At 65.2% G+C, this 26,581-nt stretch carries 13 protein-coding genes; 11 read left to right on the top strand and 2 right to left on the bottom strand.

Annotation, left to right across the window (positions count from 1 at the left end):
• Positions 1 to 252 precede the first annotated feature (252 nt).
• From ACREP4_RS13615 to ACREP4_RS13565, 11 genes are all read left to right on the top strand, one after another.
• Entirely contained in the window at positions 253 to 3,192 is a 2,940-nt protein-coding gene (locus ACREP4_RS13615) for a TonB-dependent receptor (protein WP_431596732.1), read from the top strand.
• Between the two features lie 14 nt (positions 3,193 to 3,206).
• Complete coding sequence (locus tag ACREP4_RS13610; protein ID WP_431596731.1) at positions 3,207 to 5,471, top strand: cellulase; 2,265 nt, start codon at positions 3,207 to 3,209, stop codon at positions 5,469 to 5,471.
• 83 nt (positions 5,472 to 5,554) lie between these two features.
• The gene (locus tag ACREP4_RS13605; RefSeq protein ID WP_431596909.1) at positions 5,555 to 7,390 is read left to right on the top strand and encodes a sialate O-acetylesterase; all 1,836 of its coding nucleotides are present in this window, start codon (positions 5,555 to 5,557) and stop codon (positions 7,388 to 7,390) included.
• Positions 7,391 to 7,428: 38 nt separating this feature from the next.
• Positions 7,429 to 9,120: a DUF5597 domain-containing protein gene (locus tag ACREP4_RS13600; RefSeq protein WP_431596730.1), complete on the top strand. Its 1,692-nt coding sequence runs from the start codon at positions 7,429 to 7,431 to the stop codon at positions 9,118 to 9,120.
• 55 nt (positions 9,121 to 9,175) lie between these two features.
• Positions 9,176 to 12,043, top strand: a complete 2,868-nt coding sequence (locus ACREP4_RS13595) for a TIM-barrel domain-containing protein (RefSeq protein ID WP_431596729.1) — start codon at positions 9,176 to 9,178, stop codon at positions 12,041 to 12,043.
• A gap of 97 nt (positions 12,044 to 12,140) precedes the next feature.
• Positions 12,141 to 14,522, top strand: coding sequence for a glycoside hydrolase family 95 protein (locus tag ACREP4_RS13590; protein WP_431596728.1), 2,382 nt, complete (start codon positions 12,141 to 12,143; stop codon positions 14,520 to 14,522).
• A 28-nt stretch (positions 14,523 to 14,550) separates the two neighbouring features.
• Positions 14,551 to 16,044: a xylulokinase gene (xylB, locus tag ACREP4_RS13585; RefSeq protein WP_431596727.1), complete on the top strand. Its 1,494-nt coding sequence runs from the start codon at positions 14,551 to 14,553 to the stop codon at positions 16,042 to 16,044.
• 38 nt (positions 16,045 to 16,082) lie between these two features.
• Positions 16,083 to 17,417 (top strand): xylose isomerase, encoded by a 1,335-nt coding sequence (gene xylA, locus ACREP4_RS13580; protein WP_431596726.1) that lies wholly within the window; start codon positions 16,083 to 16,085, stop codon positions 17,415 to 17,417.
• Between the two features lie 41 nt (positions 17,418 to 17,458).
• The gene (locus ACREP4_RS13575) at positions 17,459 to 18,868 is read left to right on the top strand and encodes a sugar porter family MFS transporter (protein ID WP_431596725.1); all 1,410 of its coding nucleotides are present in this window, start codon (positions 17,459 to 17,461) and stop codon (positions 18,866 to 18,868) included.
• A 2-nt stretch (positions 18,869 to 18,870) separates the two neighbouring features.
• The gene (locus ACREP4_RS13570; protein ID WP_431596724.1) at positions 18,871 to 21,447 is read left to right on the top strand and encodes a glycoside hydrolase family 3 protein; all 2,577 of its coding nucleotides are present in this window, start codon (positions 18,871 to 18,873) and stop codon (positions 21,445 to 21,447) included.
• 120 nt (positions 21,448 to 21,567) lie between these two features.
• Entirely contained in the window at positions 21,568 to 23,130 is a 1,563-nt protein-coding gene (locus tag ACREP4_RS13565) for a sodium/sugar symporter (RefSeq protein WP_431596723.1), read from the top strand.
• Positions 23,131 to 23,609: 479 nt separating this feature from the next.
• Here ACREP4_RS13565 and ACREP4_RS13560 read toward each other — a convergent pair whose 3' ends face one another.
• Both ACREP4_RS13560 and ACREP4_RS13555 read right to left on the bottom strand, forming a co-directional pair.
• Positions 23,610 to 24,200 carry a TlpA family protein disulfide reductase gene (locus ACREP4_RS13560; RefSeq protein ID WP_431596722.1) on the bottom strand — a complete coding sequence of 197 codons (591 nt, stop codon included), beginning with the start codon at positions 24,198 to 24,200 and terminating at the stop codon, positions 23,610 to 23,612.
• Position 24,201: 1 nt separating this feature from the next.
• Positions 24,202 to 26,577 (bottom strand): protein-disulfide reductase DsbD family protein, encoded by a 2,376-nt coding sequence (locus tag ACREP4_RS13555; RefSeq protein ID WP_431596721.1) that lies wholly within the window; start codon positions 26,575 to 26,577, stop codon positions 24,202 to 24,204.
• Between the last annotated feature and the right edge of the window lie 4 nt (positions 26,578 to 26,581).

Raw genomic sequence — 26,581 nt, 5'->3', positions numbered from 1 at the left:
ATGAGTACCCCCGCCTATGCTCGCCGCCGTGGCTGTTTCAGGTCATTGGTATCAGGGCCATGGCCCGCGTGCGCCAGGGGGGCATGCGGATCCACCGGCAGCGTGATGTGGAGAGCGGTAAGTCGGGCGCCCGGCCATGGCGGGGTGCGCAGGTACGCGGTTTTCAATCAGCTTCACCTGGTGCCAAAGGCGCAATGACGTCGGTGCTGGGGACAACTCAATCGTCGTCATGTGTCCTGGGAGGGAACACTCATGTCAACGTTCCAGCGCCGCCTCACGGTGGCCAATAGCGCGCGTCGCCGCGCTTGTAGCGGTCTGCAACCGACCGTCCTTGCCCTGAGCGTGGCGCTGCTGCTGTCGGCCGCCGCTCAAGCACAGGATGCCGCCACCACCCCGAATGCCACCGAGCTGGACACGGTCGAGGTCACCGGTACCCGCGGCAGCCTGACCAAGGCCCAGATCATCAAGGAACAGTCCGACCAGATCGTTGATTCGATCGTGGCCGAGGACATCGGCAAGCTGCCCGACAACAACGTCGCCGAAGCGCTGCAGCGCATCACCGGCGTGCAGATCACCCGCAACAAGGGCGAAGGCAGCGGCATCATGGTGCGCGGCCTCACCCAGGTGCGCAGCGAGCTCAATGGCCGCGATATCTTCACCGCCAACGCCGGCCGTGCATTGAGCTGGGAAGACGTGCCGGCCGAACTGCTCGGTGGCGTGGACGTCTACAAGAACCCCAGCGCGGAGATGATCGAGGGCGGCCTCGGTGGCCTGGTCAATCTGCGCACGCGCATGCCCTTCGACCAGGACGGCATGAAGGTCTCCGGCAGCTTCACCCTCAACAAGTGGGACCTGCGCGACTCGCTGCAGCCCTCGGCATCCATCCTGTTCTCCAACCGCTGGAACACCGACGCCGGTGAATTTGGCGTGCTGTTCAACGTCGCCCACCAGGAAGGCCAGTACCGCGAAGACCGCATCAACATGGGCAGCTACCTGTCCTATGACGATGTGCCCGGCTACGAAGGCCAGAGCGTCGTCATCCCCAGCGAAGTCGGCATGTACAGCCACTTCGGTGATCGCGAGCGTGACGGTCAGTACGTGGCGCTGCAGTGGAAGCCGAACGACGACGTCGAGATCTACGGCACCGTGCTGCGCTCGGACTACAAGTTCCGCAACCGCGAATACAGCGTGCGCGTGGGCAACCTCAACAACAACACCCAGGACCTGGTGAACTGGTCCAACAACGGCTGGGGCTTCGTTTCGCCGAGCATCCCGGGCTACGAAGCGTTCAATGACCCGTTCGGCTTCGACGGCAACGGCGAGTTCCAGTACGGCACTTTCAACAACGCGCTGATCACCACCACCGCGCGCATGGACTGGCGCAACTCGGTGACCACCGACTACGCCCTGGGTGGCAAGTGGCAGGTCAACGACAACCTGCACCTGTCGACCGACTTCCAGTACATCGATGCCACCACCGAGAGCGTCAACTACTGGGTTGACCTGCTCGCCGGCCAGGTGGATCCGGATGACTGGCGTGGCTGGTCCGGCCTGTACGGCGTGCCGCCGGTACGCGTGGACATGAGCGGCCGCTATCCGTCGGTGACCGTCCTCGACCGCGAGACCGGTCAGCCGATCAACGGCTACATGAGCGACATCAGCAACTACGGTGGCTGGTACTCGCACCTGGACAAGCGCGACAACAACGACGCCGACCAGTTCTCCTGGCGCGCCGACCTGCGCTGGGATTTCCTCGACAGCGACCTGCTCAACGACCTGCGCATGGGCGTGCGTTACACCGACCGCAGCGCCATCACCCGCAGCTCGGGCTGGAACTGGCAGAAGATCGCACCGGCCGGTACCGACAATGCCTGGGGCAGCTTCACTCCGGCGCCGTTCGCCGACTACCCCAATGCCTGCTACCGGTTGTTCCCGTTCAGTGACCACTTCCGTGGCAACAGCGGCCTGCCGACCGGCTACGTTGCTTGCGACGAGATGGTCGCCGACTACGAGAACACCGTGCGCATGTTCGGTCACGAGCCGATCGCCTACAACCCGATCACCGACATCCGCGAGTACACCGAGAAGACCTACGCCGCATACGCGATGCTGCGCCTGGGCAACGACTCGGCGCGCTTTCCGTGGGACGTCAACGTCGGCGCGCGCGTGGTGCGCACCGAGACCACGGTCAACGGTTATGAGCTGGCGCAGAATTCAGCCACCAATGACACCAACCAGGTCAACGCCAAGCACTCGTACACCGATGTGTTGCCGAGCCTGAATTTCCGCATGTTCCTGACCGACAACCTGCAGTGGCGCGTGGCTGCCTCGCGGGCGATGTCGCGCCCGGACTTCAACCTGATGGACCCCTACGTCTATCTCAACGACACGTTCTTCGACTTCAACACCGGTGGCGTTTCCTACGCCAGCCGCGGCAATCCAAACCTGGAGCCGATGTATTCCAACCAGTTCGATACCTCGCTGGAGTGGTACTTCGGCCTGGGCTCGATGATCTACGGCACCGCGTTCTACAAGCAGGTTGACGGCTTCTACTACTACGACACGATCGCCGCCAATTACTTCGACCCGAACTTCGACATGCCGCTGGAAGGTTCCACCACCGGTGAGACCCGTCCATGCGTGAGCATGGAGTGCGTGCGCGAGTTCCAGCTGCAGACCCGTACCAACGGCCAGGACGGCAAGATCAAGGGCTTCGAACTCGGTTACCGCCAGTTCTTCACCTTCCTGCCGGGCGCGCTGGACGGCCTGGGCTTCGAGGCCAACTACACCTACGTGGACAGCAAGGCACCGGCACCGGACGCCGCCAGCACCGACGGCATCGAGATTTCCTACCTGCCGTTGGAAGGCCTGTCGAAGAAGAGCTACAACCTGGTGTTGATGTACGAAAAGGAACGTGTGTCCTTCCGTGCCGCCTACAACTGGCGTGATACCTGGCTGGTCACCACGCGGCCGCCGAATGCGGGCCACGTGCCGCAGTACCACGACGCCACCGGGCAGCTGGATGCGTCGCTGCGGATCAACCTCAACAAGATCTGGTCGCTGACGCTGGACGGCACCAACCTGCTGGATGAGGTGCGCTCGGATTACTACGGCAGCAGCAGTCGCCCCAACGGCTGGTACGTCAATGATCGTCGTTATGGATTGAGCATCCGGGCCAACCTGGATCTTTGAACGGAGGTGCGGTGATGGCAGTTGTCGGGCGCTTCAACCCGGGTGGTACGCAGCAACACGCGGCTACGGGCGCCGGGCTTCTGCGGCGGTGGATGCTGGCGGCGGCGATGCTGCTGCCAGCGACGGTCGCGCTGTCCGCACCGGCGGCGCCAGTGGACTACCAGTGGCACAACGTCGCCATCGGCGGCGGTGGTTTCGTCACCGGGCTGCTCTTCCACCCGCAGCAACAGGGGCTGCAGTACGCGCGCACCGATATCGGTGGCGCGTACCGCTGGGAGCCGGCGCAGCAGCGCTGGCAACCCTTGCTGGACTGGATGGACGCCAGCGACCAGGGCCGTTTCGGCGTGGAAAGCATGGCCGTCGATCCGGCCGACCCCGAGCGCCTGTACATGGCGGTGGGCACTTATCTGCACGAGCGTGGCAGCAACGGCGTGATCCTGCGTTCGAGCGACCGCGGGCAGAGTTTTCAACGCACCGAACTGCCGTTCAAGATGGGCGGCAACGAACTGGGCCGCGCCAATGGTGAGCGCCTGGCGGTGGATCCGAACGACGGCAAGGTGCTGTTGTTCGGTACCCGCGCCAACGGCGTGTGGCGCAGTGCCGACGGTGGTGTCAGCTGGAGCGAGTTGACGTCGTTCCCGGCAATCGCCAAATCCACCGCAGCCACCGCGCAGAGCTGGGACGGTGCGCAGGCCATCGGCGTGGCCTTCATCAATTTCGAACCAGACAGCAAGGGTGGCGACGGTGCATCGCGCACGGTGTACGCCGGCGTCTCGACCCAGCAGACCGCGCTGTACCGTTCCGATGATGCCGGCAGCAGCTGGCAGGCAGTGCCGGGCCAGCCGACCGGCTTGCGCCCCAACCACATGGTGCGCGACAGCCTGGGCCGCTGGTTGCTGAGCTACGGCGACCAGCCCGGCCCCGACACCATGAACAACGGTGCGCTGTGGCGCTTTGATCCGCGCGACGGTGCATGGACCGACATCACCCCGGTACCGCAGTCCACCGACCTGCAGGGCGACGGCTTCGGCTGGGGCGCGGTGGCGGTGGATCCGCACGACCCGCAGCGTATCGTCGCCAGCACCTTCAACCGCTTCGCGCCGCATGACGACATCTTCCGCAGCATCGATGGCGGCCGTAGCTGGACTGCGCTGTCCACGCGCGCCGACTTCGACCACTCCTATGCACCGTGGACCGAGGAAGCGCGGCCGCATTGGATCGGCGTGCTGGCGATCGATCCGCACGACCCCGGCCACCTGCAGTTCGTCACCGGCTACGGCATCTGGGATACGCGCGACCTGCGCAGCTTCGACGAAGGCAAGCGCCTGACCTGGCGTTTCCCCCTGGCCGGCTTCGAGGAGACCGTTCCGCTGGCGCTGGTCAGCCCGCCGCAGGGCGCGCACCTGGTCAGTGGTCTGGGCGACATCGACGGTTTCGTACATGACGATCTGGACACGCCACAGCAGCGGTTTTCCGGCGTGCGCTTCTCCAATACCGAAAGCCTTGCCTATGCCGGGCAGGCACCACAGCTGATGGTGCGTACCGGCTATTTCCATGACCGCCCTGAAGGCGCGGTGCGCGCGGCCTGGTCGAAGGATGGCGGCCGCAGCTGGATGGCATTCGCGCACGAGCCGCCAGATGGCGAAGGTGCAGGGCGCATCACCCTGGCCGCCGATGGCAAGCGGGTGATCTGGCAGACCCGCAATGGCGGCCATTGGCTCAGTGCCGACTTCGGCGGCCGCTGGCAGGCGGTGAAAGGCCTGCCGAAGAATGCGGTGGTGGAAGCGGACAAGCTGGAGGCCGGCGTGTACTACGGCTTCGATCCGGTCAGTGGCGCGCTGTATGTCAGTGGCGACGGCGGCGTGGAATTCCGTCAGGCCGAGGCCGGCGTCGGCGCGGTGGGTGATTGGTTCCGTGCCGAGATCCGACCGAATCCGTGGCAGGCCGGTGAGGCCTGGGTTGCCGCTGGTTGGCGAGGCCTGTTGCACTGGTCGCCGGGCAAGCTGCGTCGTGTGGAAGGCCTGGACAACGTGTTCTCGGTCGGGCTGGGCAAGCCGCTCAAGGACGGTGACACGCCGGTGCTGTTCGTATTCGGCGAGATGGCCGGCAAGCGCGGCCTGTACCGTTCCGACAACGGTGGCCGCCGCTGGATCCGCATCGATAACGACGCGCAGCGCATTGGCGGCGTGATCCGTCACGTCACCGGTGATACGCGTATTCCCGGCCGCGTCTATTTCGGCACCGAAGGCCGTGGCATCTGGTACGGAGAATCGAATTGAAACCGTTGTTCGCAGTGATTGGCCTGGCAGCGCTTGCCAGCAGTGCACAGGCAGTTGAGCTGCCGCGCGTATTCGCCGACGGCATGGTGCTGCAGCGTGACCAGCCCGTGCCTGTATGGGGCAAGGCTGCACCGGGTGCACAGGTACGCATCGATTTCGCGGGCAGGCAGGTGACGGTGAAGGCCGCTGCCGACGGCAACTGGCGTGCGCAGTTGGCCGCGCTACGAGCTGGCGGCCCGTATGTGCTGAGCATCGACGACAAGGCTGCGCCAAAGCAGTTGCATGACGTCTACGTCGGTGAAGTGTGGCTGGCCTCGGGCCAGTCCAACATGGAATGGCCACTGGCCCAGACCGATGGCGCCGAGGCAGCGATAGCCGCTGCCAATGATCCGCTGATCCGCCATTTCAAGATTCCCAAGTCGTGGGCCGGCGCATCGCAGTGGCAGCTCAATGGCGGCGACTGGCGGCAGGCAAATCCCCGCACTGCTGGTGATTTCTCGGCAGTGGCGTATTACTTCGCACAGCAGCTGCGCGCGCGCACCGGTGTAGCGGTCGGCATCATCGACAGCACCTGGGGCGGCAGCACCATCGAAGCATGGACCGACGCAGCAACGCAGGGTCTGGACGGCGCCGCGCTGGCCGCGCAGGCGGCTGCACTGCGCGACGCCGATGCCAACGCATTGCAGGTTACCCACGCCAACCTTGCGCGCTGGCCGCAGCTGCTGGCCGATGCCAGCCACTGGCATGAGGCCGATGCCGATGCGGCGCAGTGGACCACCATCACCGTGCCCGGCCTGTGGGAAAGCCAGGGCTGGAATGGCATGGACGGCGTTGCCTGGTACCGCGCCAGCTTCCGCCTCAGTGCCGATGAAGCCGCCAGGGGCGTGATTCTGGGCGTGGGCCGCATCGACGACAGCGATACCACTTGGGTCAACGGCCAGCAGGTCGGCGAAACCAAGCTGCAGTACAACCTGGCGCGTCGCTACAGCGTGCCTGCGTCCGCATTGCATGCAGGGCTCAACCATGTCGCCGTGCGTGTGCAGGACTTCGGCGGCGGCGGTGGCATCCACGGCGAAGCCAGCGAAGTGTTCGTGCAGCCGCAGGGCGCGGCCGCGCGTGCGCTGGATGGCTGGAGCTTCCGCGTCGAGAGCGCACAGGTCGCGCTGGTCGATGACAAGAACCAGCACCCAACCCTTCTCTACAACGCGATGATCCATCCACTGCAGGATTACGGCGTGCGTGGCGTGCTCTGGTACCAGGGCGAATCCAACGCCAACACCTTGCCGCAGGCACAGAAGTACCGGCAGCAGTTCCCGGCATTGATCACGCAATGGCGCGCACAGTGGAAGGCACCTGCGCTGCCGTTCCTGTGGGTCCAGCTGGCGCCGTTCTCGTCCGGTGCGGACAAGCGCGATGCGGATGATGTAGCGGTCGAAAGTCCGTGGGCGCTGCTGCGCGAATCGCAGGGCACGACGCTGGCATTGCCGGCCACCGCCCAGGTAGTGATCACCGACGTTGGCGATGTGCACGATATCCACCCGCGCAACAAGCGCACCGTTGGTGATCGTCTGGCGCTCGCCGCAGGGAAGCTGGTTTATGGCGACAGCACGGTCATTGCATCCGGCCCGAGCTATGTCGGCCATGACGTGCAGGGCAGCAGCGTGGTGCTGCGTTTCGACGCGGGCGCTGCGCCGTTGCAGGTAGGCGGTGGTGGTGAACTGAAGGGCTTTGAGGTTGCCGGCAGTGATGGGCATTTCCATCGTGCGCAGGCCCGCATCGATAGCAACCGGGTGATCCTGCAGAGCAGGGCAGTGCAGGCGCCGGTGGCCGCGCGCTATGGCTGGAGCGATACCGCGCAGGGCGCCAACCTGACAGGTGCCACCGGCTTGCCGGCGTCGCCTTTCCGCACCGGGCCATGACCGTGCGGAATACCTGCATGAAGCAAAAGGAAACGACCATGAAGCTGACTTCCCAACGTTCCGCGCCGGTCACCGGTGGCCTGCTCGCAACCGCGATGGCATTGCTGTTGGCTGCCTGTGGCAGCGCCAACCCGGACGCACCCGCTGCGCAAGGTGGTGAAGCCAAGACTGCAGCCGCGATCTCGGCCACTGCAGCGGACCTGCCGCGCGTGGTCACCGAGAATGGTCGCCATGCCTTGTTCGTCGATGGCAAGCCGTTCCTGATCCTTGGCGCGCAGGTCAACAACTCCAGCAACTACCCGCAGGCGCTGGACGACGTATGGCCAGCCATCGACATCGTCAAGCCGAATACGGTGATGGTGCCGGTAGGCTGGGAACAGGTGGAAGCCAAGGAGGGCGAGTTCGATTTCGCCTTCGTCGATACCCTGCTGGAGCAGGCCCGCGAAAAGAACGTGCGGTTGATCCTGCTGTGGTTCGCCACCTGGAAGAACAACGGCCCGAACTACGCGCCGGAGTGGGTGAAGCTGGACAACCAGCGCTTCCCGCGCGTGATCACCGCCGACGGCCGCACCCTCAACTCGTTGTCGCCGCATGCACCGGCAACCCTGGAGGCCGACCGCAAGGCCTTCGTGCAGCTGATGCGTCACCTGAAGGCCAAGGACCCGCAGCACACCGTGATCATGGTGCAGCCGCAGAACGAGCCGGGTACCTATGGCAGCGTGCGTGACTTCTCGCCGCTTGCGCAGAAGGATTTCGATACGGCCGTGCCCGAGGCCTTGCTGAAGAAGCTGGGCAAGCAGCCGGGGACGTGGCGTGACGTGTTCGGGGCTGATGCCGACGAGTTCTTCCATGCCTGGCATATCGCCCACTTCATTGATCAAGTGGCTGCTGCCGGCAAGGCCGAGTACAACCTGCCGATGCTGGTCAATGCAGCATTGCGCGGCCCGTTCAACCCGGGCCAGCCCGGGCAGTACGCCAGCGGTGGCCCCACCGACAACGTGCTGGACGTGTACAAGGCAGCAGCGCCGAACATCGACCTGCTGGCACCGGACATCTACATGCCCGAGTACACGATGTACACCACGGTGCTGGAGCGCTATTCGCGCGCCGACAATCCGCTGTTCGTCGCCGAGACCGGCAACCGCGAGGAGTACGCGCGTTATTTCTTCTCCGCGTTGGGACACCAGGCCATCGGCTGGTCGCCGTTCGGCATCGACTACTCCAAGTACTCCAACTATCCACTCGGCGCACGGGCCATGAACCCGGAGACGCTGGAGCCGTTCGCACTCAACTATCGCCTGGTGGCGCCGGCTGCCCGGGTGATCGCCAAGGCCAGTTTCGAGGGCAAGGTGCGCGCCACCGCCGAGCAGCCAGGGCAGGCCGTGCAGACCCTGAAGATCGACGACAAGTGGAACGCGGTGATCACCTATGGCGTGCCGCAGTTTTGGTTCCAGGGCGAGCCGCCGGGCAACCCCGAGCCGATTGGCCGGGCGCTGGTGGTGCAGCTGGCAGCGGATGAATTCCTGGTCACCGGTGCGCACGCGCGCATCAGCCTGGTGGCGGCCGATCCGGCGGTGGCCGAGCGGCAGATCTATCACTCGGTGGATGAAGGCACCTATGTCGACGGCGAGTGGAAGTTCCGCCGCCGCTGGAACGGTGACCAGACCGATTACGGCCTCAATTTCTCCAGCGCACCGCAGTTGCTGCGGGTGAAGCTGGCCACGTACTGAGCAGTCGCATACAGCAAGGCGCCAACCAGGCGCCCCAACGGAGGGAGATCCAATGATGTTGCAGAACAAGCACGCGCGGCTGCGCACCAGCCTGCTGGCACTGGCCGTGGCCGCCGCGATGGCGCCGCTGGCCGCATCGGCACAGACCGTGGAGCGCCAGGCCGATGGTGTGATCGTGCGCCCGGCCGATGCCAAGGCCGCCGATGTGCGCCTGCAGTTGGTGGACGACCGCATCGTGCGCGTCAGCGCGGACGTGGATGGTGATTTCCAGCGCAGCCCCAGCCTGATGCGCGTGGCCAACAGCGCGCCGGTGCCGGCATTCGAGGTCAGCCAGGACGCCAGCGCAGTGACCCTGAAGGCCGCGGGTATCTCCGCGCAGGTAGCACTGGCCGATGGCCGCGTCAGCTTCTTCGACGCTGCCGGCAAGCCGCTGCTGGCCGAGTCCAGCGCAACCCGCGACTTCAGTGCCGGGCAGGTGGAAGGCAAGCCGATGTACAGCGTGCGCCAGCGCTTTGATTCGGTCGAAGGCGAAGCCCTGTACGGCACAGGCCTGCACCAGCAAGGCTGGATGAACCTCAAGGGCCGCGATGTAGAACTGCTCCAGCACAACATCGACAACGCCATTCCCTACCTGATCTCCAGCCGCAACTACGGCATCCTCTGGGACAACAACTCGATCACCCGTTACGGCGATCCCAAGGGCCTGCGACCGCTGCAGGAAGACCTGGTGGTCTATGACGCGCAGGGCAAGCCGGGTGCATTCACCGCGACCTATTCGTTCGATGGCCAGCAGCGTGTGGTGCGTCGCGAGAACGAGATCAACTACCAGTACATCAAGGACCTGAAGGCGCTGCCCGCCGACGGTTGGAACAAGGCCCAGGGCGGCCGTACCCAGGTGGTGTGGGAAGGCGCAATCGAAGCCAAGCAGGGCGGCCGCCACACGTTCTCGATGTACAACAGCGAGTACGCCAAGGTCTACATCGACGGCAAGCTGGTGATCGACCGTTGGCGCCAGAACTGGAACCCGTGGCACCACGAGTTCGCGCTGGACCTGCAGCCGGGCCAGAAGCACCAGGTGAAGGTGGAATGGGATGCGATCGATCCGGCCTATATCGCGCTGCTGCATCGCGATCCGCTGCCGGCCGCCGAAGCCAATGATCTTTCGATCTGGTCCGAAGCCGGGCAGATGATCGACTACTACGTGGTCGCCGGTAGCAATGCCGACGAACTGATCGCTGGCTACCGCGAACTGACCGGCAAGGCCGTGCTGCTGCCGAAGTGGTCGTATGGCTTCTGGCAAAGCCGCGAGCGCTACAAGACCCAGGACGAGCTGACCGGTGCGCTGGACGAGTACCGCCGCCGCAAGCTGCCGATCGACGCCATCGTGCTCGACTGGTCGTACTGGCCGGAAGACGCCTGGGGCTCGCACGACTTCGACAGCAGGAACTTCCCGGACCCGACCGGCATGATCAAGCACGTGCACGACCAGAACGCGCAGATCATGATTTCGGTGTGGCCGAAGTTCTACCCGACCACCGCCAACTACAAGGAACTCGACGCCGCTGGTGCCATGTACCACCGCAACGTCGAAGTCGGCGAGCTGGACTGGATCGGCAAAGGCTACCTGAGTTCCTTCTACGATCCGTACTCGCAGAAGGGCCGCGACATCTTCTGGCGGCAGGTCAACGAGAAGCTCAACAGCCGTGGCATCGACGCCTGGTGGCTGGACGCCTCCGAGCCGGACCTGCACAGCAACATCGACATCGGTGAGCGCAAGGCGCGCACCACGCCGACTGCGATCGGTTCCTCGGTGGAGTACTTCAACTCCTATCCGCTGGTGCATTCCGAAGGCGTGTACGAAGGCTCGCGCGAGGTCGATCCGGACAAGCGCGTGTTCATCCTCTCGCGGGCCTACTTCGCCGGCCAGCAGCGCGCCGGTGCGGCGTTCTGGAGCGGTGACATCGTGCCGCGCTGGGACGACATGCGTGAGCAGATCTCCGGCCTGGTCAATGCCTCGATGGCCGGTGCGCCGAACGTCAGTTTCGACATCGGTGGCTTCTCGCCGGAGCAGCGCTTCATCGACAAGGACCCGGCGCACCTGCCGGAGTGGCGCGAGATGAGCCTGCGCTGGTTCCAGTACGGCGCCTTCGTGCCGGTGTTCCGCCTGCACGGCCAGTTCCCGTACCGCGAGATCTGGGAAATCGCCCCGGAAGGCTCGGCGCACTACAACAGCTTCGTCCACTACCTGAAGCTGCGTTACACGCTGCTGCCCTACATCTACACCCTGGCCGGTGATACCTGGCAGAAGGACGGCACCATCCTGCGCGCGATGGCGATGGACTTCCCGGCCGACCCCAAGGTGCGTGACATCGCCGACCAGTACCTGTTCGGCCCGGCCTTCCTGGTCGCGCCGGTGACCGAGTTCAAGGCCACCAGCCGCCAGGTCTACCTGCCGGCCGACACCAGCTGGATCGACTTCAACACCGGCGAGCGTCATGCCGGTGGCCAGACCATCACCGCTGCCGCACCGCTGGAGCGCAGCCCGCTGTTCGTGCGTGCCGGCTCCATCGTCCCGCGCACCGTGGTCCAGCAGTACGTCGACGAGCAGCCCAACGCACCGGTCACCATCGAGGTCTATACCGGCGCCGACGGCAGCTTCTCGCTGTACGAGGACAACGGCCGCAACTATGGCTACGAGCGTGGCCAGTCCAGCCGCATCGCGCTGCAGTGGGACCAGGCCAAGGGCGTGCTGAGCATTGGTGCGCGCGAGGGCAGTTACCCGGGCATGCAGGACAAGCGCGAGCTGCGCGTGCGCTGGGTCGATGGCCCGCGTGACGGCATCGGCACGCTGGAGCCCAAGGCCGACGTGGTGGTGCGTTACGACGGCAAGGCACAGGCCATCACCCGTCCGGCTGCCCCCTGACAGCGGCAGCCGAGTTCGGCATTATGGAAACCGGTGGACATTTGAGTCTGGGAGGGCCGGAATGAACGCTGCAAACGGTCCTGCCCCGGTCGTCGGGATGACCACTGAAAGCGCCGGGCTGGCACAGCCCGGCCGCCGTGCGCTGTTCAAGGGCGCGGCGGCCGCGCTGGCCGTCGGCAACCTGCCGCTGGCCGGCATGCTGCAGGCCGCGACGCCGAAAGTCGCGGCGTCGGCCGCTGACCTGCTGTGGTACCGGCAGCCGGCGCGCAGCTGGGTGGAGGCCTTGCCGCTGGGCAATGGCCGGCTTGGCGCGATGGTGTTCGGTGGCGTCGCCAACGAGCGCCTGCAACTCAATGAAGACACGCTCTATGCCGGTGGCCCATACAGCGCGGTCAACCCGCGTGCGCGCGACAGCGTGCAGCGCGTGCGTGAGCTGGTCTTCGCCGGCGACTATGCCGCCGCCGAGGCGCTGGCCAACGAGACGCTGATCTCGCGGCCGGTCAAACAGATGCCGTACCAGCCGCTGGGCAACCTGTGGCTGGAGTTCCATCGCCTGGAAGGCATCAGCGATTACCGCCGTGAGCTGGATCTGGATGAGGCCATTGCCCGCACCAGCTTCCGCGCCGGTGCCGGCCTGCATCGCCGCGAGGTATTCATCTCGCCGGTCGATCAATGCCTGGTGTTGCGCTACACCGTGGAAGACGGCGAGCCGATGGGCGGTTTCTTCCGCACCGCCAACGAGCACGCAACCAGTACGACGGCCACCGACGATGGTTGGCTGGTCAGCGGCCACAACGTGTCGCGCGACGGTGTGCCCGGCAAGCTGCGTTTTGCGTTCCGTGTGCAGGTACGCCACGTTGGCGGCAAGCTGCATATCAACACCGATCACATCGCCTTCGACGGCGTGCGTGAGCTGGAACTGCGACTGGTCGCCGCCACCAGCTACCGCGCCTTCGATGACGTCGGCGGCGATCCGGAAGCGATCACCGCCGCACAGTTGTCCAAGGCCGCAGGCAGAAGCGCCGCGCAGCTGCGCGCCGATCACCTGGCCGAACACCAGCGCCTGTACCGGCGCATGCGCCTGGACCTGGGCCGCACTGTTGCCGCCGACAAGCCTACCGACGAACGCATCGCGGCCTTTGCCAGCGGTGATGATCCGGCACTGGTCGCGCTGTACCACGCCTATGCCCGTTACCTGTTGATCTGCAGCTCGCGTCCCGGCACCCAGCCGGCCAACCTGCAGGGCATCTGGAACGATCTGATGGACCCGCCGTGGGAGAGCAAGTACACGCTCAACATCAACACGCAGATGAACTACTGGCCGGCCGAAGCGGCGGCCTTGCCCGAATGCGTGGAGCCCTTGCAGCGGATGATCGGCGAACTGGCCCGCAGCGGCGCGCTCACCGCGCAGCAAATGTACGGCGTCGATGGCTGGGTGGTGCACAACAACACCGACCTGTGGCGCGTCAGCACGCCGCCCGATGGCGCGCAGTGGGCACTGTGGCCGACTGGCGGCGCGTGGCTGCTGCAGCAGCTGTGGGACCGCTGGGACTATGGCCGCGACCCGGCTTACCTGCGCCAGGTCTGGCCGCTGTTCAAGGGCGCGGCGCTGTTCTTCGTCAACAGCCTGCAGCGCGATCCGAACACCGGCCACCAGGTCACGGTGCCGTCGATCTCGCCGGAGAACCAGCATCCGCACGGCGCGGCGATCTGCGCCGGGCCGACCATGGATGCGCAGCTGCTACGCGACCTGTTCGGCCAATGCATCGAAGCCGCTCGCCTGCTCGATACCGATCACGCCTTCGCCGCACAACTGGACACGCTGCGTGCGCAGCTGCCGCCGAACCGGGTCGGTCGCGCCGGCCAGCTGATGGAATGGCAGCAGGATTGGGACATGCAGGCGCCGGAACTGCACCATCGTCACGTCTCGCATCTGTACGGCCTGCACCCGTCCAGCCAGATCAACCGCCGCGACACACCCGAGCTCAGCGCCGCCGCACGCCGCACCCTGGAACTGCGCGGTGACGAAGCGACCGGCTGGGGCATCGCCTGGCGCCTGAACCTGTGGGCGCGGCTGGGCGAAGGCCAGCGTTGCCTGCAGATCCTGCGCCTGCTGCTGGCACCGCAGCGCAGCTATCCAAACCTGTTCGACGCACATCCGCCGTTCCAGATCGACGGCAATTTCGGTGGCGCCGCCGGCATCGTCGAGATGCTGGTGCAGAGCTGGGGCGGGGCGGTGTTCCTGCTGCCTGCGCTGCCGGCCGAACTGGCGCAGGGAAGCTTGCAGGGCGTGCGTGTGCGCAATGCCGGCGTGCTCGATCTGCAGTGGAGCGCAGGCCGCCTGCAGCAGGTCAGCCTGCTGGCCGAACGCGGCGGCGCCTTCAACCTCGTTTACCAAACCCACGAACTGAAACTGGACCTGCGTGCCGGCCAGCGCATCACCGCGCAGCTGCACGACGGTCAATGGAGTCTTGCGTGAGTCAACTTGCTTCCCGTTGGTGCGCGGCATGAGCATCGTCGCCGGTATCGACGCGGGCACGCAGAGCCTGAAAGTCGTGGTCTACGACGCCGCGCAGCGGCAGTTGCTGACCACGGCCAGCGCACCGCTGCAGCTGCACAGTGCCGATGACGGCAGCCGCGAGCAGGATCCGGCAGCGTGGGTCGCGGCGATGGAGGATTGCTTCGCCCGCATCGACCCGCAGCTGCGTCAGCAGGTGCAGGCGCTGGCGGTGTCGGGCCAGCAGCATGGCTTCGTCGCGTTGGATGCGGACGGCATGGTGCTGGCGCCGGCCAAGCTGTGGTGCGACACCAGCAGCAGCGCCGAATGCGCACAGATCATGGACGCGGCCGGCGGCGCGCAACGCTGCATCGAACTGGCCGGCAATCCCATCCTTGCCGGCTACACCGCCTCCAAGCTGCCCTGGACGGCCAAACACCGGCCGGAGGCCTACGCAAAGCTGGCGCATATCCTGCTGCCGCACGACTACCTGAACTTCGTGCTGACCGGCCAGTACTACTGCGAGCACGGCGATGCCTCGGGCACAGGCTGGCTGGATGTACGCACGCGCCAGTGGTCGCCGGGTCTGCTGAAGGCGACCGATGCCAACCGCGATCTCGCTGCCTGCCTGCCACCACTGGTGGACGCTGATGCCCTGTTCGATATCGCGCCCGGGGCTGCAGCACGCCTGGGCTTGCCGACCGCGGTGAAGATTGGCGCGGGCGGCGGTGACAACATGATGGCCGCGATCGGCACCGGCTGCGTTGCGCCGGGCAAGCTGGCGATGAGCCTGGGTACTTCGGGCACCTTGTTCGCCAGTTCCGATGTGCCGGTGGTGGATGCCGGTGGCGCATGGGCGGCGTTCTGTTCGTCCAGCGGCGGTTGGTTGCCGCTGATCTGCACGATGAACTGCACCGTGGTCACCGAGCAGGTGGCGCGCATGTTCGGCTTCAGCAGCCGCGACGGCGATGCGCATATCAATGCGACCACGCCGGGCGCCGATGGGCTGGTGATGCTGCCCTTCCTCAATGGCGAGCGCACCCCCGACCTGCCGCTGGGCAAGGGTGTGCTGGCTGGCCTGGATACCACCACCATGGCCCCCTCGCACTTCTACCGCGCGGCGATGGAGGGGGCGACCTATGCACTGAAGTACGGCTTTGACGCCTTCGTCGGCGCCGGCATGCGCTTCGACCGCATCGTGCTGACCGGTGGCGGCAGCAATAGCGCTGCCTGGCGGCAGATGGTTGCCGATGTATTCGGCCTGCCGGTGGAAGTGCCGCAGCAGTCCGAAGGCGCGGCATTCGGTGCCGCCCTGCAGGCGCTGTGGGCATTACAGCGCAGCGCCGGCAACGACGCATCCTTGGCCACACTCGCGGCCACCCATGTAACCCCCGATGCCGCAGCCACTGCCACGCCCGACGGCGCGCGCAGCGCGGCCTATGCGCTGGCCTACCAGCGCTACCTGCAGCACCTGCACGCCGTCATGCCGCTGTACCGCGGTTGATTCTTTCCCCGTAGTTTGTCGACACAGGAATTCGCACCATGAGCAAGCAGCCCTTCATAGGCGCCACCGAGTATTTCCCCGGCATCGGCCAGATCCCGTTCGAGGGTCGCGACTCGGACAACCCCTTGGCGTTCAAGGTCTATGACGCGGACAAGCTGGTCGGTGGCAAGAGCATGCGCGAGCACCTGCGCTTCGCCGCCTGCTACTGGCACACCTTCTGCAACGCCGGTGCCGATCCGTTCGGCCCGGGCACGCGCCGCTTCCCGTGGGAGAAGGGCGATGCCATGGCGACCGCCGAGGCCAAGGTCGATGCGGCGTTCGAGTTCTTCACCAAGCTCGGTGTGCCTTACTACTGCTTCCACGATGTCGACATGGCGCCGGACGCCGATGACATCGGCACCTACGAAAAGAATCTCAAGCATGTGGTGGCGCTGGCCAAGCAACGCCAGCAGGCCACCGGCACCAAGCTGCTGTGGGGCACCGCCAACCTGTTCTCGCACCCGCGTTACATGAACGGCGCGGCGACCAACCCGGATTTCAACGTGGTCAGCCGCGCCGCGGTGCAGGTCAAGGCCGCGCTGGAAGCCACGGTTGAACTGGGCGGCGAGCACTTCGTGTTCTGGGGTGGCCGCGAAGGGTATGCCAGCCTGCACAACACCAACATGAAGCGCGAGCTCGAGCACTTCGCACGCTTCCTCAGCGCTGCGCGCGACTACGGTCGCAGCATCGGCTTCACCGGCAAGTTCTTCATCGAACCGAAGCCAATGGAGCCGATGAAGCACCAGTACGATTTCGACTCGACAACCGTCGCCGGCTTCCTCAAGGCCAATGGCCTGCAGGACGACTTCATGCTCAACATCGAGGCCAACCACGCCACGCTGTCCGGCCACACCTTCGAGCACGACCTGCAGGTCGCCTCCGATCACGGCCTGCTCGGCAGCATCGATGCCAACCGCGGCAATGCGCAGAATGGCTGGGATACCGATCAGTTCCCGACCGACCTGTACGACACCGTCGGCGCGATGCTGGTGGTGCTGCGCCAGGGCGGCTTGGTTGGCGGCCTGAACTTCGACGCCAAGCCGCGCCGCGAATCCACCGACATGGAAGACCTGTTCATTGCCCACATCGGTGGCATGGATGCGTTCGCACGCGGTCTGGAAGTGGCCCACGGCCTGCTCAATGACTCGCCGTGGGAACAGTGGCGCGCACAGCGTTACGCCAGCTTCGATGCCGGTGCCGGCAAGGACTTCGCCAGCGGCAAGCTGGGCTTGGCCGAGCTGGCCAAGCTTGCGGCCGGCAACGGCGAACCGGTGCAGGCCAGCGGCAAGCAGGAGCGCTACGAGAACCTGCTCAATCAATACCTGCTGCGCTGAGCACCAGGCCGACGACATAACCAGACAGAGAGGGTAAGGGGATGGGGCAGTCAGCAGCAAACAAGGAAAACACCGCGCTGATCGTATTGATCAGCGTGGTGGCGACGATAGGCGGGTTCCTGTTCGGCTTCGACAGTGGCGTGATCAACGGCACCGTCGATGGCCTGAAACAGGCCTTTGGTTCCACCGAGGCGCAGCTGGGTTTTGAAGTAGCCTCGATGCTGCTGGGCTGTGCGATCGGCGCGTTCTTTGCCGGCCGCCTGGCCGATCGGCTGGGGCGGCGCTCGGTGTTGATCATCTCGGCGGTGCTGTTCCTGCTGTCGGCCTTGGGTGCCGGTGGTGCGCACAGCTCGCTGGTGTTCATCGCCGCGCGCGTGGTCGGTGGTTTCGCGGTGGGTGCGGCCAGCGTGATGTCGCCGGCCTATATCGCAGAGGTTGCACCGCCGCGTTACCGCGGTCGTCTGGCCACGGTGCAGCAGATCGCGATCATCTCCGGCCTGTTCATCGCCTTCCTCAGCAACTACCTGCTGGCCAAGGCCGCTGGCGCCTCGACCGAGCCGCTGTGGGCTGGTCAGGCCGCATGGCGCTGGATGTTCTGGATGCAGGCGATCCCGTCGCTGCTGTTCCTGCTGCTGTTGCTGTTCATCCCGGAGAGCCCGCGCTTCCTGGTGGTCAAGCGTCGCAAGGACGAAGCACTGGCCGTGCTGACCCGCCTGTTCGGTGCCGAGCAGGCGCAGGCCACGCTGGGCGAGATCGACGCGTCGTTGTCGCAGGACCACCACCGCCCGCAGCTGTCGGATCTGGTCGACAAGGCCACCCGCAAGATCCGCCCGATCGTCTGGGTGGGCATTGGCCTTGCGGTGTTCCAGCAGCTGGTCGGCATCAACGTGGTTTTCTATTACGGCGCGGTGCTGTGGCAGGCGGTGGGCTTCTCCGAGAGCGATGCGCTGCTGATCAATGTGTTGTCCGGCGCGCTCAGCATCGGTGCCTGCATCGTCACCGTGCTGTTGATCGACAAGATCGGCCGCAAGCCGCTGCTGTGGATCGGCTCCAGCGGCATGGCGGTATCGCTGGGACTGGTGGTCTACGCCTTCGCCAGTGGTTCGATGGTGGACGGTCACCTGCAGCTGTCCGGCGGCATGGGCACGCTGGCGCTGGTCGCAGCCAATGCCTACGTGGTGTTCTTCAATGTGTCCTGGGGTCCGGTGATGTGGGTGATGCTGGGCGAGATGTTCCCCAACCAGATCCGTGGCTCGGCGCTGGCGGTTGCCGGTGCGGCGCAGTGGACGGCGAACTTCATCGTCACGGTGACCTTCCCGATGCTGCTGGCCGGCATTGGTCTGGCATCGACGTACAGCATCTATCTGGTGTCGGCGGTGATCTCGGTGTTCTTTGTTATCAAGTTCGTGCGTGAGACCAAGGGTCGTTCGCTCGAGCAGATGGAGGGTTGAGGATGATGACGTTTTCGACACGCCGCGCTGCCCTGGTTGGCGCGCTGGCAGTGGGTATCGCGGTGCTGGCCGGCTGCAACAGCGGCGACAAGGCTGCACCGCAGGCGGCTACGGCCGATGCCGCGTATGACGGCACGATCCATCCGGAACAGTGGCCGGCGGTGGAATGGCCGCTGGCGGAAGATCCGGCGCTGGAAAAGCGCGTCAATGATCTGCTGGCGACGATGACGCTGGAGGAGAAGGTTGGCCAGCTGGTGCAGGGCGACCTGGCCAGCATCACCCCGGATGACGTGCGCAAGTACCGGCTGGGCTCGATCCTGGCCGGTGGCAGCTCCGACCCGGGAGGCAAGTACAACGCACCGGCAAAGGATTGGCTGCAGGTGGCCGATGATTTCTGGGCCGCGTCGATGGATACCTCGACCGGCGGCAAGGCGATTCCGCTGCTGTTCGGTATCGATGCGATGCACGGCCAGAGCAATGTGGTGGGCGCGACGCTGTTCCCGCACAACGTTGGCCTGGGTGCGACGCGCAACGTTGAACTGCAGCGCCGGATCGGTCAGATCACCGCCGCCGAAACCCGCGCCACCGGCATGGAGTGGGCGTTCGCGCCGACCGTGGCGGTACCGCAGGACGTGCGCTGGGGCCGCGCCTACGAAGGCTATTCGGAGAACCCGCAGCTGGTGGCCGAGTTCGCCGCAGCGATGGTCGAAGGCCTGCAGGGCAAGGTCGGCGCGCCGGACTTCCTCGACGACAAGCATGTGATGGTGTCGGTCAAGCACTTCGTCGGCGACGGCGGCACCACCGATGGCAAGGACCAGGGCGATACCGCGGTCAGCGAGGCCGAGCTGCGCGATGTCCACAGCGCCGGTTACGTCACCGCCATCAAGGCCGGCGCACAATCGGTGATGGCTTCGTTCAACAGCTTCCACGGGGTCAAGATGCACGGCCACAAGCCGCTGCTGACCGACGTGCTGAAGGGCCGCATGAACTACGGCGGTTTCGTGGTCGGCGACTGGAATGGCCACGGCCAGATTCCCGGTTGCAGCACCACGGATTGCCCGGCCACCTATGACGCTGGCCTGGACATGGCGATGGCCACCGACAGCTGGAAGGGCATGTACGAGTCCACCGTTGCCGCGGTTAAGTCGGGCAAGCTCTCGACCGAGCGCCTGGATGATGCCGTGCGTCGCGTGCTGCGGGTGAAGTTCCGCATGAACCTGTTCGATGCACCCAAGCCTTCGGCGCGTGCGTTGGGCGGCAAGTTTGAATTGCTGGGCGCCCCCGAGCACCGTGAGGTCGCCCGTCAGGCCGTGCGCGAATCGCTGGTGCTGCTGAAGAACAACAACGGCATCCTGCCGCTGCGCGCCGATCAGAAGGTGCTGGTGGCCGGTGACGGTGCCAACAACATCGGCAAGCAGGCCGGTGGCTGGACCTTGAACTGGCAGGGCACCGGCACCACTCGTGCCGACTTCCCCAACGCCGACACCATCTGGGAAGGCCTGCAGCGTGAAGTCAGTGCTGCTGGTGGCAGCGCCGAGCTGGCGGTCGATGGCAAGTACAAGGCCAAGCCGGATGTCGCGGTGGTGGTGTTCGGCGAAGAGCCTTATGCCGAATTCCAGGGTGACATCCCCAACCTGCTGTACAAGCCGGGCAACGATGCCGACCTGGAACTGCTCAAACGCCTGAAGAGCGAAGGCATTCCGGTGGTGGCGGTGTTCATCAGCGGTCGTCCGCTGTGGATGAACCGCGAGATCAATGCCTCCGACGCCTTCGTCGCGGCCTGGTTGCCGGGTTCGGAAGGCGCGGGTATCGCCGATGTGCTGCTGCGCAAGGCCGATGGCAGCGTCAACCACGACTTCAAGGGCAAGCTCAGCTTCTCCTGGCCGCGCACCGCGATCGACTCGGCGGTCAACAAGCCGGGTCACAACCCGCTGTACAAGTTCGGCCACGGCCTGAGCTACGCCGACAAGGGAGATGTGGCAGCGCTGCCGGAAGACTCCGGCGTGACCGGTGAGCAGGCCGGCAGCGGCGTGTACTTCGTGAAGGGCCGCCCGTCGCTGGGCCTGTCGCTGCAGCTGTCCAGTGCATCGCAGCCGGACATGCCGGCCACCACCGTGCCGACCGTGCTGGCCGACGGCACCTTGAAGATGACCGCGGTTGATCACAAGGCGCAGGAAGATGCACGCCGCCTGCAGTGGTCGGGCACGGCGCTGGCAAAGTTCGCGCTGATTGCAGCCACACCGATCGATGTCACCCGCGAGAGCAATGGCGACGTGCAGTTGCAGTTGACGTTACGTCGCGACAGCGCGGTATCGGCACCGTTGACGGTGGGCGTGGGTTGCGGTGCGGGTTGTGCGGCCAAGGTCGACCTGCAAGCCACCTTGTCGGCCATTCCGGCCGGCAAGTGGGTCAGCGTTGGCGTGCCCCTCAAATGCTTCGCCGCCGCGGGTGCGGATCTATCCAGGATCCAACGTACGACCGAACTGGAAACCGCTGCCGTTGCGGATATCTCGGTATCACGGATCGCTCTTGGCGCTGCTGGTGAGGCTGAGGTAAACGTAGACTGCGCAACACGCTGAAACAGCGAAAGCGCCGGTACGGGAGGGTACCGGCGCACCTGATGATTTGGCCTGTGATGGGTCGGTAGCGAAAGGGCGCAGGGATGACAGCCCGGTCGGTGCACAACAGGGAGTGATGAGATGGGTTTGGGTACGTTGGATATCGCGATCGTACTGGTCTACCTGGCCGGTATCTTCGTCCTTGCGCAATGGGTGTCGCGGGAGAAAGCCGGGCACAGCAAGGACGCCAAGGACTACTTCCTGGCCAGCAAGTCATTGCCGTGGTGGGCGATTGGTGCCTCGTTGATCGCGGCGAATATTTCCGCCGAGCAGATCATCGGCATGTCCGGTTCGGGTTATGCGATCGGTCTGGCGGTGGCCTCGTATGAGTGGATGGCCGCACTGACCTTGTTGATCGTCGGCAAGTGGTTCCTGCCGGTGTTCCTACGCAACGGCATCTACACCATGCCGCAGTTCCTGGAGCAGCGTTACGGCGCGCGCATCCGCACGGTGATGGCGGTGTTCTGGCTGGGCCTGTACGTGTTCGTCAACGTCACCTCGATCCTGTGGCTGGGTGCAGTAGCGGTCAACCAGGTCACCGGCATCGACCAGATGACCGCGGTGGTGCTGATCGGCGTGTTCGCGCTGCTGTACCAGCTGTACGGCGGGCTCAAGGCAGTGGCACTGACCGACATCGTACAGGTCACCCTGCTGGTGCTGGGCGGCCTGTTCGTTGCCGGGCTGACCTTGAACCAGCTCGGCGATGGCGCCGGAATCATCGCCGGCTTCAACAAACTTTGGCAGGCGCAGCCGGGTCATTTCGAAATGATCCTCAGCAAGGACAATCCCTTCTACAAGGACCTGCCCGGCCTGAGCGTGCTGCTCGGCGGCCTGTGGATCATGAACATCAGCTACTGGGGCTTCAACCAGTACATCATCCAGCGTGCGCTGGCGGCCAAGAGCATCGGTGAAGCACAGAAGGGCGTGTTGTTTGCTGCGTTCCTGAAACTGTTGATGCCGGTGATCGTGGTATTGCCGGGTATCGCCGCGGTGATGCTGGCACCGAACCTGGACAAACCCGATCAGGCATATCCGACGATGATGCGGATGCTGCCGACCGGTGCGCTTGGCCTGGTGTTTGCCGCGCTGGTGGCGGCCATCGTTGCCTCGCTGGCATCGAAGATCAATTCGGTGGCGACGATTTTCACCTTGGATTTCTACGCCAAGCGCAACCCCGAAGCGGATCAGACCAAGCTGGTGCGTGTTGGTCGCATCGCTGCGGTAGTGGCGGTGGTGCTGGGTATTCTCACCGCCAAGCCCTTGCTGGGCAGCTTCGACCAAGCGTTCCAGTACATCCAGGAATACACCGGCTTTTTCACCCCGGGCATCGTGGTGATCTTCATGCTGGGCCTGTTCTGGAAACGTGCCAACGAGGCTGGTGCCTTGTCGGCGGCGATTGGTTCGTTCGTGTTGTCGATCGTGTTGAAGCTGGCTTGGCCGGCGTTGCCCTTCATCGACCGTGTTGGATTGGTGTTCCTGCTGGCGCTGGCTTTGGCCGTGGGTGTTTCACTGTTGACACCGGCGGCACCGGAGAAGGACATCATCACTACCCGCGATGTGGATTACCGCACGGGTGGTGTGTTCAACGTCGGCGCGGTGGCGGTTATCGCCATCCTGATCGCGCTGTATGCGGTGTTCTGGTGATCTGAGCTTGAGCCCCTCTCCCTCCGGGAGAGGGGTTGGGAGAGGGTGAGGTGCGAAGCACCTTGTAGAAGCCAGAAGCAAGCAGAAACCAGAGGCAAAAGCTCAAAGGCAAAAGCTCAAAGCAAAGCTTCCCCTCATCCGCCCCTTCGGGGCACCTTCTCCCGCAGGCGGGAGAAGGGATGAAAAGCAAAGCAGAGCAGGGCAAAGCAGGGCAAAGCAGAGCAGGGCAAAGCAGGGCAAAGCAGGGCAAAGCAAAGCAAAGCAAAGCAGGGCAAAGCAAAGCAGGGCCGAGCTGGAAATGCGTCAGTTGCAGTTGACCACGAGCGGAGTGCATTCCCTTCTCCCGCAAGCGGGAGAAGGTGCCCCAAAGGGGCGGATGAGGGGAGCTCTTGGCTCTTGGCGCCGACCACACCCCGGCTGCGCAGTACTTACCCGTGCCATCAATCAAAACTGCAACCATCAATCCAATACTTGCAGGGTCACTGCGTAGCTGCAGGCTCAACACCCGCAACCCAAGCATCAATCTCACCCGCCTTGAACGGCCCAAGCTTCTGCTTGAGCACGCGCCCCTGCGCGTCAATCAACACGCTGTAAGGCAGTAGCCCCTGCGCGTTCCCAAGCTTGACGCTGGCATCGTTTGGCCCCGGCGTCTCGATCACGATCGGGTAATACACCGGCACGTTGCCGAGGAAGTTCAGTACCGCTTCGGGTGTATCCAGCGCCAAACCAACCACCTGCGGTCCGGTGTCAGCATGACGCGCGGCGAACCGCGCCAGCTCCGGCATCTCCTCGATGCACGGTGCACACCAGCTCGCCCACACATTGATCAACAGCGGCTTGCCCTTGAACTGATCCGGGAACCTCACCGGCATGCCATCCAGGTCGGGCAGGGTGAACGAAGGCATCAGCTCACCAACACGCACACCCTGCACCGGCGTCGCCGATTTCAATGGTGCCGAGGGTGTGCTCATCGACGGCAGCGGCGCTGTGGTGGGGCGGCTCAACCAGGCACCGGCCGACAACCCGGCCGCTGCGGCAATACCCACCACCCACCACAACGCGCTGCGCATCTCAGCGCGCCGCGCGCAGCAGCGCGTCTTCGACGATGGTCTGGGTGAGCACGGTCGGCAGCACGCGCGGCGGCGCGCCCGGGCCGTACACCACATACAGCGGCACGCCGACCGCTTGGTGCTGGTCGAGGAATGCGCTGATCTGCGGATCAACATTGGTCCAGTCGCCGCGCATGTACACCGCATCCACGCGCTTGAGCGTGTCGCGGAAGGCATCGCGGCTGAGCACGCCACGCTCGTTGGCCTTGCAGGTCACGCACCAGTCGGCGGTCATGTTGACGAACACCACGCGGTTGCTGGCGCGCAGGCGGTCGAGCATTTCCGGTGAGTAGGCAACGGTGCCTTCTTCATGGCGATTTGCAGACGGCGCTTCCAGCTGGGTCACGCCCCACACCGGCACAAGCGCCAGCACCGCGATCACCAGGCCCAGCACCATGCCGGTCTTGCGGCTGTGCCAGCGGCTGCGTTCAAACCACCACAGGCCCAGCGCCAGCAGCGTCATGCCCGCCAGCAGCAATGCCATCGCGTCGATGCCGCGCTGCTTGCCCAGCACCCACAGCAGCCAGATAGCGGTGAGGTACATCGGGAACGCCATCACCTGCTTGAAGGTTTCCATCCACGCGCCCGGTTTGGGCAGGCGGCGCGCCAGTGCCGGCACGAAGCCGATCAACAGGAACGGCAGTGCCAAGCCCACGCCAAGGAACAGGAATACCAGGAAGGCCAGCACCGGCGGCGCGGTAAAGGCGTAGGCCAAGGCCGGGCCCATGAACGGTGCGATGCACGGGCTGGCCACCACGCAAGCCAACACGCCGGTGAAGAAGTCGCCCATCGGGCCATTGCGACGGGCCAGCGACTGGCCGACACCGCCAAGATTGCTGCCCAGTGTCAGTACGCCGGTCAGGCTCAGGCCGACCACGAACATCAAATAGATAAGCGCCGCGATGAACCACGGATGCTGCAGCTGGAAGCCCCAGCCTGCGGCCTGCCCGGCGGCACGCAACGCCAACACCAGACCGCCGATCACCGAGAACGCGACCAGCACACCGGCCGTGTACCACAGCGCATGACGACGGGCGTGCTGGCGGCTTTCACCGCTTTGCGCCAGACCCAGCACCTTCAGTGACAACACCGGCAACACGCACGGCATCAGATTCAGAATCAGACCGCCGGCCAGCGCCAGCAGCAGCGCCCAGAACAACGAGCGGTTGGTCTTTTTCTCGACGGGCGTGGCGGGCGGCTGACTGCGCTGGCTGTTTTCGGCCGACGCATCGGGCGCGGCCTGGGTGAGATCGGGGGCGCCCGGATCGGGGCGAACCACCAGCGGCTGCGGTGCCGGCAGGTTGCTCGGGTTGATCGCCGGCAACACGCGCACGTCATCCTTCTTGCCGCTGGGCAGCGGCGGGATCACCAGCGGCGCGACGATGGCTTCTTCGCTGGGCGACACCTTGCCGGCCGGCAGCGACAGCTTCACCCGGCGGGTCATCGGCGGGTAGCAGATGCCGTCGGTCTGGCAGCCCTGGAACGTGGCGACCAAGGTGGCCGGCGTGGCTTCGGCACGGTCACGGCGCAACGGCACCGGCACTTCAACCTGGTCGAAGTACACCACCACGTTGCCGAAATGCTCATCGCGGTAGGGCTGACCTGCCGGCCACTGCGGGCGACCGGTACGGATGCCGGCGGCCCCTTCCAATGCCAGCGAGGTGCGGTCGCGGTACAGGTAATAGCCCGGCGCCGGCGAGAAACGCAGCAACAGGCGGTTGCCGTCGTCAACGATGGCCTCGAAGCCAAATGCCTTGTCCGGCGGCAGCGGCAGGTTCTGCACCGCCACGGCGCCGGCATTGGCGCCCGGCAGCTTCAGACCACCGCCATTGGCCGCCGCCAGCGGGTTGAACATCGGTGCGGCGGACGGAGCCGGTGACGGTGCCGATGCGGCGGCAGTACCGGCACCGGGCAAGCGGACTTCGATGGTGCGCTTCTGCGGCGGGTAACACACGCCGGCATCGGCACAGCCCTGATAGCGGACTTCCAGGCTCACCGTTTCCACGCCGGCCTCGGCACTGCCGGGCAAGGTGGCGCGCAGTTGGCTGTGGTACGTCTCCACATCGCCGAAGAACTCGTCGGTTTTCTGCTCGCCGCGCGGGAACTGGATGGCGCCCGCATTGAAGCCGGGGCCAGCCTTGACGCTGGTGCGGTGGCGGTAGAGGTAATAGCCGGGGGCGATGGCCCAGCGCAGCTCAATGCGGTCGCGGCTTGGCGCGGTGGCTTGCAGGGCAAAGGCCTGGTCTACCGGGAGCAGGTCTTTTTCGCTGACGGCCCAGGCAGGCAGGGCGCACAACGACAGCAGGCAAAGGGCGGTGAAACGTCGCAACAGCATCATCGAC

It is taken from the genome of Stenotrophomonas sp., from assembly GCF_050737575.1.
GTDB lineage: Bacteria > Pseudomonadota > Gammaproteobacteria > Xanthomonadales > Xanthomonadaceae > Stenotrophomonas.
The sequence above is the reverse complement of the archived record's forward strand: the minus strand, read 5'-3'. Positions and strand labels throughout refer to the sequence as shown.